This is a genomic window from Bradyrhizobium sp. (assembly GCF_049798375.1).
Taxonomy (GTDB): domain Bacteria; phylum Pseudomonadota; class Alphaproteobacteria; order Rhizobiales; family Xanthobacteraceae; genus Bradyrhizobium.
Map to the genome: position 1 here is coordinate 1 of NZ_JBARGP010000300.1, position 11,218 is coordinate 11,218.

Here is an 11,218-nt window from a genome sequence, read left to right on the forward strand (position 1 = left end):
GTCATCTGGTTCGGATCGTGGCTCTTGTCGCTCATGGTGGGCTCCGGATCGCTGGTCTCAGCGGCTTCGTGGGTCTCGTGGTCTCGCGGGATCATCAAAACAGGGGCGTCAGACATTCGGGCAATAAAAAAGGGCCCCGAAGAGGACCCTGCGCACCGCCCGAATTCGGGATGACGTTAGCCATCCCCGGCGGTGCGCCTGGCTACTACGATAAGGAGGATGGTAATAATATTGCGCATGACGCCGTGCTAACTTCCCAAAGGTTGCGCGATAGATACCGACGGCCACCCTTTTGTCAAGGCCAAGCCGCTTGTTCGCGCGATTTTGTCAGCGTACCCGGGTTTTTGCGGTTCGGCGAGAGGGAATTTGAAGAGAGAGCAAACTCTCACTCAGCCGTCATTTCGGGGCCGCCGCCGTATTACGTTGTTAGGAAAGCGATAACTTTTGCGTTTTAGGCTCCGACTTATGAGCAAATCAGTCATCTCATTTCGGCTTTCCGAGGAGGAGTTGTGCCTCCTCGATCAGGCTTGTCATCGCTTCTCTGAGAGTCGATCGCAAGTGATCAGCAGAGCCCTTAGAGGCTTACTGACTGAATATATTGAGCGGGATGGGAAGATGATCCGCCGACCGTATTGGCTGCCGAACATGGACGGGGTGTATAATGCGCCTGAATCCTAATAAGCTAGTCGTCGCAATCGCGGTCGTTATTTTGGCAGCTTTGGCAATTCACGGCGGTTATCGCCTGGAGATAGGCGCAGGCGGGCTAAAGCTGGAAAATAATGCAGTTTCTTTGGCCGGAAATAACTGAGCCTCGACTGATCAAACCATCCACGGGTTGATCAGCGTCAGCCCCAATCCTTCGAAGTCACCAACGTTGCGAGTCGCAAGACTAAGCCCGTAGGCCGACGCGATGCCGGCGATCTGAAGATCGGCGAGCTTACCTGGAATCTGATGCAACGGCAGGCCCTGCCTGCGCGCCCGCGCCAGAATTTGCGCCGCAGACTGGGCGGCCGGGGCATCGAACGCATACACGCGGGTGCCGAACCGCCTGATCGTTCTTGCTATCGCATTCTGCAGCACATCTTTGCGTCGTCCCGCATCGAGGAACGCCAATCCGGCGCCAAGCTCGAAGATCGTGATGCTCGATATGGTGGCGTCTGAAAAATTAGCGTTGAGCCAATTCACGACTTGGGGCGCGGGCGCAGGCCTCAGCGCTTCCGAGACCACGTTCGTGTCGAGCAGGATCATTCCAAGAGTGCCGGTCGGATGGGCGCGGATCGGAGCAATTCGAGCGCTTGGTCGAGGTCCACACCCGGCCTGGAAATCGCAACAAGCCAGCTGCCGAACGGCTCTGTATCATCAGGCGATTCCGCTTCCTCGCGGGCCAGCTTTTCGAGCGTTTCGCGAAGGTCTGCCTCGAGGCTTTTGCCGCGCCGTTCAGCGCGAAGCCGGAGCAATTCTTTCGTGGTCTCGTCGACCTTTCGGATCAAGATGTCAGCCATCAGAGCACCTCGCTAAACAACACGATATCACGATATCACTGCACTTTCAATGCCGCCTCCGTCCACGCCCCCGCCGCCTCCGGCGTCAGCCATCCAAATTCCGGCAGCTGGTGCCGGAACCAGGTAAACTGCCGCTTGGCGTAATGGCGGGTGTCGGCCTTGCCGATCGTGGCAGCCTCGTCTCGCGTGATCTCGCCTCTGAGATAACGGATCAGCGCCGGCACGCCGTGGGCCTTCATCGCCGGCAGCAGCGGATCGAGCCTGCGCGCGGCAAGCCGCTCGACCTCCTCCAGCGCGCCTTTGGTCAGCATCGCGTCGAAGCGCGCGTCGATCCGCGCGTAGAGCGTGTCGCGGTCCGGCGCAAGGAACAGCGCTTGATAGCCGCCTTCGGCCAGCAGCGGCGGCTGGCCCTCGCGATGCCAGTCGGCGAGCGGCCGCCCCGTCGCCTCGATCACCTCGATCGCGCGGGCGACGCGGGTACGGTCGCGCGGCTTCAGCCGCGCGCCAGCCTCCGGATCGCGCCGAGCCAGCTCCGCATGCAGCGCCTCGACACCGTCGCGCTCCAGCCGCGCCCGCACCGCGTCGCGGATTTCGTTGGGCACCGGCGGCACCGCCGACAGCCCGCGCGTGAGCGCCTTGAAATAAAGCCCGGTGCCGCCGATGAAGATCGGGCGCCTGCCTTCTCGACGCGCCTCCGCGAGCACTGACGCGGCGTCCGTGACATAGCTGCCGGCGGAGTAGTTCACGCTCGCATCGACATGGCCGTAGAGACAGTGCGGCACCCGCGCCTCCTCCTCCGGAGTCGGCCGCGCGGTGATGACGCAGAGGTCGCGATAGACCTGCATGGAGTCGGTATTGATGATGATGCCGCCGGTCTGTTCCGCCAGCAGCAAGGCCAGGGCCGACTTGCCGCTGGCGGTCGGCCCTGCGATAAGCACCGCCTTGTTGTCCGTCAGCGCAACCACCCCAGAAACCCTCAATGTCCCTTGTCGCGACCTTCATCTGCAATCCCGCCAATCCCGCGCTCGAGAGCACGATCGTGGACGGCTTGCTCGCCGTGCTGCCCTCGCCGGATAAGCCGCACTGGCTGTTCAATGAGGTCGCGGTCGACATCCCCTTTAGCGGCGCAGAGAACGCTCATGCCGAGGTGCATAACATAGAAGCGCATCTGCGCGAGGTCCGCGCCGACCTGCCGATCGACATCGTGGTGCAGCCAATAGCGTTCAGGCGCAAGAAGCTTTTTCTGGCCGACATGGATTCCACCATGATCGGCCAGGAATGCATCGATGAGCTCGCCGACTTCGCCGGGCTTAAAGAGCACGTCGCCGGGATCACCGAGCGGGCGATGCGCGGCGAGATCGCGTTCGAGCCGGCGCTGCGCGAGCGCGTGGCGCTATTGAAGGATCTGCCGGCCAGCGTAGTCGACGAGGTGCTCGCCAGCCGGATCGTGCCGACGCCCGGCGGCCGCGAGCTTGTGATGACGATGCGCGCGCATGGCGCCTACACCTGCCTGGTCTCCGGCGGCTTCACGCTGTTCACCGGCGCGATCGCGCAAAAACTCGGCTTCCAGGAAAACCGCGCCAACGAACTCGTGATCGCGGATGGCAAATTCACCGGCGTGGTCCGCGAGCCGATCGTCGGCCGTGCCGCCAAGCTCGACACCCTGGTGGAACTACGTGAGTCCTTCGATCTCGACGAAATCGACACGTTGGCGGTCGGCGACGGCGCCAATGATCTCGGCATGATCCAGGCTGCGGGCCTCGGCGTCGCCTATCACGCCAAGCCCGCGGTCTCGGCCGCGGCCGCCGCGCGCATCGATCATGGCGACCTCACCGCGCTGCTGTATGCGCAAGGCTACCGGCGCGACGAGTTCGTGGCATAATCGCCACGTGGCGTTCAGCGATGAGCGCGAGAGCGTGGCCATCCGGCAACGCTGATCTCGAATTGCGATCGGATCATTTGCCAATCGCATCACGGGTATCACGCTGCCGCGTTCATCACATCGACAATCAATGGATTGTCAAACACGCGTGGCATGGTTAGGTAGAGAGACGTCAGGGAGTGTCCAGGGAAGGCGAAGCACGATTGCGGATCCACGCAATCGGACCATCGCCACAAAAGGACCTCACCATGTCGCATCACCTCCACAAGCATCTCCTGACCGCCGCCGCGCTCACGTTCGCCATCGCCGGTGGCACGACTGCCATCGCCGGCGAGCTGCCCAGCTACGAGCGCGCGTCGCTTCCGGCCACGCCAGTCCAGCTCTCCGTGCTCGGCTCGGCCGGGGTGCAGCAGCAGTCGCCTGCCGTGACCCTGACCCGCGACGGCATGCCGGCCACGCCGCTTCAGCTGTCGGTGCTCGCCCCGCACCATCATCGCAGCGCTGCTGCGGGCGCCACGACCACGGTCGGCGCCGCGCGGAACTAATCGTTAGAAGAATCGAGCGATCGTGTAGGCCCCTGCGCCCTCTCGATCGTTCGAAGGGCATGTCGATCGCAAAGCTCGGGCGTGATTCTCCGCGGAAATGCGAGATCATGCCCGATGCTGTTGAAACGTGATCCGGGATGAAGCCACTGCGCACGCAATGCGTCGGGTAGGCATTGCGAGGAGCGCAAGCGACGAAGCAATCCAGACTTTCTTTTTAGCTCTGGATTGCTTCCGCCGTCGCCCTTCGGGCTATGGCGGACACGTCGCTGCGCTCGCAATGACGGCTGAGGACTGAGCTTGCCTTACTGCAAGCTCAGCGCCACGAAGCGTAGCTCGCCGTCGCCGTTGGAGACGAGCAGCAGCGCCGACTTCTTGCCGTCCTTCTTGAGCTGATCGACCCGTTTCTTGATGTCGGCGCCGCTGGAGACCGCCTCCTGTGCCACCTCGACGATGACGTCGCCGGCGGAGAGCCGCTTGTCGGCGGCGTCAGAGGTCGCGTCCACGCTGGTGATCACCACGCCCTTGACGCTGTCCTTGATCTTGTAGCGCGTGCGCAGATCCTTGCTCAGCGTCGCCAGGTCGAGTCCGAGCGCCTTCTGCGTCACCGGCTTGTCGGCGGGCTGGTCGTCGCTCTTGGCGGCGGCCGGCTGCACCTTGTCATTGTCCTCCAGCCGGCCGAGCGTGACCTTGTGGGTCTCTTCCTGACCCTTGCGGATGATGATGACGTCGACCTCCTTGCCGACGGCGGTGTCCGCGACGATGCGCGACAGGTCCTTCGGATCCTTGATGTCGTGGCCGTCGAACTTGACGACGACGTCGCCGGGCTCGATTCCGGCGGGCTTGGCCGGTCCCTTGTCGTCGACGCCGGCGACCAGCGCGCCGCGCGCCGGCTTGATGTTGAGGCTCTCGGCGATCTCGTCGGTCACGCCCTGGATGCGCACCCCGAGCCAGCCGCGGCGCAGTTCGCCGAACTGACGAAGCTGATCGACGACGCCGGCCACGGTCTTGGACGGCACGGCAAAGCCGATGCCGATCGAGCCGCCGGAGGGCGAGATGATCAGCGTGTTGACGCCGATGACGTCGCCCTCGAGATTGAACAGCGGGCCGCCGGAATTGCCGCGGTTGATGGCCGCGTCGGTCTGGATGTAGCTGTCATAAGGGCCATTGGAGATGTCGCGGTTCTTGGCCGAGACGATGCCGGCCGTCACCGTGCCGCCGAGGCTGAAGGGATTTCCGATCGCGACCACCCAGTCGCCGAGCCGGAGCTTGTCGGAATCGCCGAACTTCACCGCGGTCAGCGGCCGCGGCGGCTTGAACTTTAGGACCGCAAGGTCGGTCTTCTTGTCGACGCCGACGATATCGGCCTTGATCTTGGTGCCGTCATTCATGATGACGTTGATCTCATCGGCGTCGGCAATGACGTGGTTGTTAGTGACCACGACGCCGGATTCGTCGATGATGAAACCGGAGCCGAGCGAGTTGGTGCGGTGCGGCTGCAGATCGCCGCCGCCCTTGCCGCCCTTTCCACCCTGTCGGTTCTTGAAGAAGTCGTCGAAGAACTCCTCGAACGGCGAGCCCGGCGGCAGCTGAGGCATCGCGCCCTTGCCGTCGCCACCGCCCTTGGCTTCGACGGTCTGCGAGGTCGAGATGTTGACGACCGCGTCGATCACCTTCTCGGCGACGTCGGCAATGCCTTCCGGTCCCCGCGCCGACGCCGGCGCCGATACCATCGCGCCGGCCATGGCGAGGCAGGCAGCGGTCAGGATCGGGCGCAGGCGATGGCTGAAGCTTGCGGTCGCTGTCATATCGGCGGATCTCCAAAAGGCAACGGTCTACGGGGGCGGTCTGCGGTTGACAGTGCGCCCGAACCGGGCGACGGCGCAAGCGGTCCGCCCTTGTAGGGGCTTGGCAGAGCCCTCGCGAAAACGACCCGGCGCGCCTGGGCCTCGGTCAATTACACATTGAAGGCCACTCAATACGGCAAAATGCCGACGCGTACGCCTCACAAGCGCGTTGATAACACCGATGGTGCGGACCACAGCCCGGGTGCAGACGGAGGATGCCGACCGTTCCGCTTAGATCGGGCGCCGGATCACCCAGATCAGGATCAGGCCCGCCACCGCAGAGCCGAACCCGACCGCCCGCAGCACGTTGTCGGGCATTGCGAGCGCGCTCTTCATGGCGCGCCGCATATATTCGGGACTGGCCGCGAACATCAAGCCTTCCAGCACGAACAGGACGCCGAGACCGATGAGGAAGTCGGAGAACGCAATTGACCTCATCGGCTTGGAACCTCCCGTGTGACCGCTCTTGACGACGGCGGGGCGAAGCAATGATTGCTTCGACCCTGTCGACCTCTATTGATCTGTTGTCGATGACGTCGTCAATCCGAACAATTTCGATCAGGGCTTTACCGCCGGTGCGGCGGCCGGCTCCGCTGCCGCGGCCTTGCCGGCTTCCTTGGCTTCTCCCTTGCCTTCCGGCTTTCCTTGGGGATCGGCGAAGAAGCGGAAGAACGGCGAATCGGGCCGCAACAAATACCGCGTATCGCCGCCCTTGAGGCCGGTCTCATAGGCCGACATCGAGCGGTAGAAGGCGAAGAAGTTCGGGTCCTGGCCATAGGCCTCCGCAAACAGGCGGTTGCGCTCGGCATCGCCCTCGCCGCGGGTCTGCTCCGCCGTCGAATTGGCATCGGCGACGATCACGGTCGCCTCGCGGTCGGCCTTGGCCCTGATCTCCTGCGCCTTCTGATCGCCCTGCGCCCGGAACTGCGCCGCCTCCTGTGCGCGTTCGGACTGCATGCGGGTATAAACCGCCTTGCTGTTGGCCTCGGGCAGATCGGCGCGGCGGATGCGGACGTCGACCACCTGGATGCCGTAGGCGGCGGCCTCGCTGGTGAGTTGGTCGCGGATCCTGCCCATCAGCGCCTCGCGCTGGTCGCGCACCACCTGGATGAAGGTGACCTCGCCGAGCACGCGACGCAGCGCCGCATTCAGCAGCGAGGCAAGCTGCAGATTGGCGGTCTGGACCGAGCCGACGCTCTGGTAGAACTTCAACGCGTCCTTGATCCGGTAGCGCGCGAAGGCATCGACCACGAGCCGCTTCTGGTCGGAGGCGATCACCTCCTGCGAGGGATTCTCGAGATCGAGAATGCGCTTGTCGATCGTGACCACGGTGTCGATGAACGGCGCCTTGAAGTGCAGTCCAGGCTCGGTGGCGACATCGACCATCTCGCCGAAGCGCAACACCAAGGCCTGCTCGGTCTGCTGCACGGTGAAGACCGTGCTGTAGCCGACGATCACGAGCACGAGCAGCGCGACCAGCGCGACGATGCCTGCAAGGGGGGACCTCATCGGCTGCCTCCGTTCTGCAGCGTCGAAGGCGCAGCCGAAGCCGAGCTGGGCGAGCCGGCCGGCGGCTGCCGCCGCGGCGCGAGATCGCCGAGCGGCAACAGCGGCACCACGCCCTGCTGGGAGGCGCCGCCGTCATAGATCAGCTTGTCGGAGCCGCCGAGCAGGCGCTCCATGGTTTCCAGATAGATGCGTTCGCGCGTCACGTCGGGCGCCTTCTTGTATTCGTCGTAGACCTTGAGGAAGCGCGCGCTCTGGCCCCTGGCTTCGGCCACCGCCTGCTCCTTGTAGCCCTCGGCGGCCTGCACGATCTTCGATGCCTGTCCGCGAGCGCCGGGGACGACACTGTTGGCGTAGCTCTGCGCCTCGTTCTGCTTGCGTTCGAGGTCGGCGCGGGCGGCCTGCACATCGCGGAAGGATTCGATCACCTCCGCCGGCGGGTCAACCTTCTGCATCTGCACCTGTGCGATCTGGATGCCGGCGCCGTAATTGTCGAGCGTCTTCTGCATCAGCTCCTGCACGTTCTGCTCGGTCGTGGTGCGGGCCCCGGTCAGGATCGGCTGGATGTCGGAGCGGCCGATCGCCTCACGCATCGCGCTCTCGGCCACCGCTTTCACCGTGCCTTCGGGATTTTGAATGTTGAAGAGGTAATCAGCAGTGCCCTTCGGCTTGACGCGCCACAGCACGGTGAAGTCGACGTCGACGATGTTCTCGTCGCCGGTCAGCATCAGGCTTTCTTCCGGGACATCGCGCGCCGCACGGCCGCGTCGCGCGCCGTCATCGCCGCCGCCGGGGGTGATGCCGATCGAGATCGAATTGACGCGCTGCGCCTTGGGCAGCAGCACCGTCTCGATCGGATAAGGCAGATGATAGCGCAGGCCCGGCTGCTCCTCGCGGACATATTTGCCGAAGCGCAGCACCGCGCCGAGCTCTTCCGACTGCACGCGGTAGAAGCCGGACAACAGCCAGATCGCCAACGCGCCAATCACGATCAGCACCACACCGACGCTTCCGAAATGGCCGCCGGGGAGGATCTGCTGCAGCCGGTCCTGGCCGCGCCGCAAAAGGTCTTCCAGGTCGGGGGGCCTTGGACCGACCGGTTGCGGTCCGGAGCCCCAGGGTCCCTTTGGACCGGGGCCCCACGGGCCTCCGCCCTGATTCTTCCACGGCATCGATCGATCTCCTTCGAGAGGCCCAAAGCAGTTTGGGGCCCCACAACGCAGGCGGGCTTTATACGGGACGGCCAAGCCCCTTACAATGTAGGCTTCCAGCTAAGCCCGAACCGGCTTTTGTCAATGTAAACAGCGGGGCAGCGCCGGTTTGACGCGGGTGGCACAGCCATCGCGCGTTCGATCACACAAGTTCATCCTTAATGGATTTTGCCGCGGATGCGTGGACGCTGACATTACCGGCCGTCCAGCCGGCGCCACGTCACATAAGAGAAAGCGGCATTATCATCTGCACCCGACGGATGATTTTCGCGTGCAACCTCCTGCCACAGCATGCGGTCGATCGCCGGAAACACGGTGTCGCCTTGAGGCTGCGCGTGGACCTCGGTGATCTCCAGCCGGTCGGCGAACGGCATCGCCTGCGCATAGATCTCGGCGCCGCCGATCACCGCGATCTCCGCGGCTGAACGCCGCAGCGCGTCGGCGCGGGCTATTGTCAGCGCCTCGTTAACTGACGTCGTGACGACCGCGCCGGGCGCGCGAAAACCTGGATCGCGGGTGACGACGATATTGGTGCGGCCGGGCAGCGGCCGGCGCGGAAGCGACTCGAAGGTTTTGCGGCCCATCAGGATCGGCTTTGCCATCGTGATCGCCTTCAGGCGCTGCATGTCGCTCTTTTGGCGCCAAGGGATCGCGCCCTGCGCGCCGATGACGCCGTTGTCGGCAACTGCCACGACCAGCACGACCTCGATCATGGCGCGCGCTCCGCAAGCGCAGAAAGCGCCGCGCCAGTGACCTTGCACAAGGTCCAGTCGTCCATCAGCTCAGCGCCGAGCGATTTGTAGAATGTGATCGAGGGCGTATTCCAGTCGAGCACCGACCATTGCAGCCGCGCCCAGCCATTGTCGACGCAGGTCCTGGCGAGATGGCCGAGCAGTGCCTGGCCGATGCCGTGGCGGCGAAACGCCGGCCTCACGAACAGGTCTTCGAGATAGATGCCGGGCTTGCCTGCAAAGGTGGAGAAATTGACGAACCAGGCGGCGAAGCCGGCTACCTCGCCGTCCCATTCGGCAAGATCGCAGACGAGCCGCGGCGCTTCGCTGAACAGCGCCGCGCTGACATCGGCCGCAGAGGCTTCGACCTCGTGCGTCAGCTTCTCGTATTCGGCCAATTCCCTGATCAGCGCGAACACGGTGCCGACATCGTCTGGGCGGGCGCGACGAATGGCGAGCGACATGCTCAGACCGCGACTTCTGCTTTGATGTGCGGATGCGGATCGTAGCCGTGAAGCGCGAAATCCTCGTACCGGAAACCGAAGATGTCGGTCACGTCGGGATTGATCGTCATGGTCGGCAGCGCCCGCGGCGCGCGCGTCAATTGCAGCCGCGCCTGTTCGATATGGTTGGAGTAGAGATGCGCGTCGCCGAGCGAGTGCACGAAATCGCCAGGCTTCAGGCCCGTCACCTGCGCCACCATCATCGTCAACAGCGCGTAGGAGGCGATGTTGAACGGCACGCCCAGGAACGCGTCGGCCGAGCGCTGATAGAGTTGGCAGGACAGCTTGCCGTCAGCGACATAGAACTGGAACAGGCAGTGGCACGGCGGCAGCGCCATTTTCTCGACATCGGCCGGATTCCAGGCCGAGACGATCAGGCGCCGCGAATCCGGATTGCGCCTGATCATGTCGACGACATTCTTGATCTGGTCGATCTTGCCGCCGTCGGGCGTCGGCCATGAGCGCCACTGATAGCCATAGACGGGGCCGAGATCGCCATTGGCGTCCGCCCACTCGTCCCAGATGGTGACGCCGTGGTCGTGCAGATATTTGATGTTGGTGTCGCCCTTCAGGAACCAGAGCAGCTCGTACACGATCGCCTTCAGCGGCAGCCGCTTGGTGGTCAGCATCGGGAAGCCGGCTGCAAGGTCGAAGCGCATCTGATGGCCGAACACCGAGAACGTGCCGGTCCCGGTGCGGTCGTGCTTCGCGGCGCCATCAGCGAGGATGCGTTCGAGCAGGTCGTGATACTGGTGCATGGCCGTGCCTGCCGTTTCAAAGGCTGAGGTTTAGCGGACCGGCCCGTTCGCGGACAGCAACGAGTCGGCACTCTCCCCAACAAATATACCCGAAAAGACCCGGCAACAGCCCCGCCAGCCGGCACGGAACCGGCTGGTATCGGTATCGCTGTCTTGTCCCCTAGGACTCCGATTCGACGAACACCTCGTCGCGCTTGCGGCGAAGCGTCGGCAGCACCGCAAGCAGCAGCAGAAACGTGGCGATGGCAAGTAGCACCGCGGATAGCGGCCGACTGACAAACACCGACCAGTCGCCGCGCGAGATCAGCAGCGCCCGCCGCAGGTTCTCCTCCATCAGCGGTCCCAGCACCATGCCGAGCAGCAGCGGCGCCGGCTCGAATTCGTGCTTGATCAGCCAATAGCCGACCAGGCCGAAGGCACCGGCCAGGACGACGTCGACCGGCGCATTGTTCACCGAGTAGATGCCGATCGAGCAGAAGATCACGATCGAGGGGAACATCAGCCGGTACGGCACCCGCAGCAGCCGCACCCAGATGCCGACCAGCGGCAAATTGATGATGATCAGCATCAAATTGCCGATCCACATCGAGGCAATCATGCCCCAGACCAGATCGGGCTGCTTCTGCATCACCTGCGGCCCCGGCACGATGCCGTGAATGGTCATGGCGCCGACCATCAGCGCCATCACCGCATTCGGCGGGATGCCGAGCGTGAGCAGCGGGATGAAGGAGGTCTG

Annotated in this window: 13 protein-coding genes; 2 read left to right on the forward strand and 11 right to left on the reverse strand. The window is 64.0% G+C overall.

The annotated features are described in order from the left end of the window. Positions 1-819: 819 nt before the first annotated feature. From WA702_RS12845 to miaA, 3 genes are read right to left on the reverse strand one after another with little or no spacing between them, the layout of a single operon-like run. Positions 820-1,248 carry a type II toxin-antitoxin system VapC family toxin gene (locus WA702_RS12845; protein WP_425110903.1) on the reverse strand — a complete coding sequence of 143 codons (429 nt, stop codon included), beginning with the start codon at positions 1,246-1,248 and terminating at the stop codon, positions 820-822. Beyond that, positions 1,245-1,502 (reverse strand): FitA-like ribbon-helix-helix domain-containing protein, encoded by a 258-nt coding sequence (locus tag WA702_RS12850; RefSeq protein ID WP_425110904.1) that lies wholly within the window; start codon positions 1,500-1,502, stop codon positions 1,245-1,247. The genes WA702_RS12845 and WA702_RS12850 overlap by 4 nt, the downstream gene beginning before the upstream one ends. Positions 1,503-1,537: 35 nt before the next feature. After that, positions 1,538-2,467, reverse strand: coding sequence for a tRNA (adenosine(37)-N6)-dimethylallyltransferase MiaA (gene miaA, locus WA702_RS12855; protein ID WP_425110905.1), 930 nt, complete (start codon positions 2,465-2,467; stop codon positions 1,538-1,540). A gap of 14 nt (positions 2,468-2,481) precedes the next feature. On the opposite strand from miaA, the gene serB reads away from it, so the two are divergent. Beyond that, positions 2,482-3,384, forward strand: a complete 903-nt coding sequence (gene serB / locus WA702_RS12860; RefSeq protein ID WP_425110906.1) for a phosphoserine phosphatase SerB — start codon at positions 2,482-2,484, stop codon at positions 3,382-3,384. Between the two features lie 248 nt (positions 3,385-3,632). Then, entirely contained in the window at positions 3,633-3,929 is a 297-nt protein-coding gene (locus tag WA702_RS12865) for a hypothetical protein (protein ID WP_425110907.1), read from the forward strand. 302 nt (positions 3,930-4,231) lie between these two features. Here the strand turns inward: WA702_RS12865 and WA702_RS12870 are convergent, their stop codons facing one another. The 8 genes from WA702_RS12870 to WA702_RS12905 form a co-directional block, all read right to left on the reverse strand. Then, positions 4,232-5,734, reverse strand: coding sequence for a Do family serine endopeptidase (locus tag WA702_RS12870; RefSeq protein ID WP_425110908.1), 1,503 nt, complete (start codon positions 5,732-5,734; stop codon positions 4,232-4,234). A gap of 270 nt (positions 5,735-6,004) precedes the next feature. After that, the gene (locus WA702_RS12875; protein WP_425110909.1) at positions 6,005-6,211 is read right to left on the reverse strand and encodes a DUF2065 domain-containing protein; all 207 of its coding nucleotides are present in this window, start codon (positions 6,209-6,211) and stop codon (positions 6,005-6,007) included. A 120-nt stretch (positions 6,212-6,331) separates the two neighbouring features. Then, the gene (gene hflC, locus WA702_RS12880) at positions 6,332-7,282 is read right to left on the reverse strand and encodes a protease modulator HflC (RefSeq protein WP_425110910.1); all 951 of its coding nucleotides are present in this window, start codon (positions 7,280-7,282) and stop codon (positions 6,332-6,334) included. Beyond that, positions 7,279-8,451, reverse strand: a complete 1,173-nt coding sequence (gene hflK, locus WA702_RS12885) for an FtsH protease activity modulator HflK (protein WP_425110911.1) — start codon at positions 8,449-8,451, stop codon at positions 7,279-7,281. Before hflK ends, hflC begins: the two co-directional genes overlap by 4 nt. A gap of 233 nt (positions 8,452-8,684) precedes the next feature. Continuing rightward, positions 8,685-9,203, reverse strand: coding sequence for a dihydrofolate reductase (locus WA702_RS12890; protein WP_425110912.1), 519 nt, complete (start codon positions 9,201-9,203; stop codon positions 8,685-8,687). Continuing rightward, positions 9,200-9,685: an N-acetyltransferase family protein gene (locus WA702_RS12895; RefSeq protein WP_425110913.1), complete on the reverse strand. Its 486-nt coding sequence runs from the start codon at positions 9,683-9,685 to the stop codon at positions 9,200-9,202. The genes WA702_RS12890 and WA702_RS12895 overlap by 4 nt, the downstream gene beginning before the upstream one ends. A gap of 2 nt (positions 9,686-9,687) precedes the next feature. Further along, complete coding sequence (locus tag WA702_RS12900; protein WP_425110914.1) at positions 9,688-10,482, reverse strand: thymidylate synthase; 795 nt, start codon at positions 10,480-10,482, stop codon at positions 9,688-9,690. A 160-nt stretch (positions 10,483-10,642) separates the two neighbouring features. Beyond that, a partial coding sequence (locus tag WA702_RS12905) for a tripartite tricarboxylate transporter permease (RefSeq protein ID WP_425110915.1) occupies positions 10,643-11,218 on the reverse strand: 576 nt, incomplete at its 5' end.

Excerpts from the sequence above, each read along its gene's own strand:
- WA702_RS12845 (WP_425110903.1), bottom strand. The coding sequence starts at position 1,248 with ATGATCCTGCTCGACACGAACGTGGTCTCGGAAGCGCTGAGGCCTGCG.
- WA702_RS12850 (WP_425110904.1), bottom strand. The coding sequence starts at position 1,502 with ATGGCTGACATCTTGATCCGAAAGGTCGACGAGACCACGAAAGAATTG.
- serB (WP_425110906.1), top strand. The coding sequence starts at position 2,482 with ATGTCCCTTGTCGCGACCTTCATCTGCAATCCCGCCAATCCCGCGCTC.
- WA702_RS12865 (WP_425110907.1), top strand. The coding sequence starts at position 3,633 with ATGTCGCATCACCTCCACAAGCATCTCCTGACCGCCGCCGCGCTCACG.
- WA702_RS12870 (WP_425110908.1), bottom strand. The coding sequence starts at position 5,734 with ATGACAGCGACCGCAAGCTTCAGCCATCGCCTGCGCCCGATCCTGACC.
- WA702_RS12875 (WP_425110909.1), bottom strand. The coding sequence starts at position 6,211 with ATGAGGTCAATTGCGTTCTCCGACTTCCTCATCGGTCTCGGCGTCCTG.
- hflC (WP_425110910.1), bottom strand. The coding sequence starts at position 7,282 with ATGAGGTCCCCCCTTGCAGGCATCGTCGCGCTGGTCGCGCTGCTCGTG.
- hflK (WP_425110911.1), bottom strand. The coding sequence starts at position 8,451 with ATGCCGTGGAAGAATCAGGGCGGAGGCCCGTGGGGCCCCGGTCCAAAG.
- WA702_RS12890 (WP_425110912.1), bottom strand. The coding sequence starts at position 9,203 with ATGATCGAGGTCGTGCTGGTCGTGGCAGTTGCCGACAACGGCGTCATC.
- WA702_RS12895 (WP_425110913.1), bottom strand. The coding sequence starts at position 9,685 with ATGTCGCTCGCCATTCGTCGCGCCCGCCCAGACGATGTCGGCACCGTG.
- WA702_RS12900 (WP_425110914.1), bottom strand. The coding sequence starts at position 10,482 with ATGCACCAGTATCACGACCTGCTCGAACGCATCCTCGCTGATGGCGCC.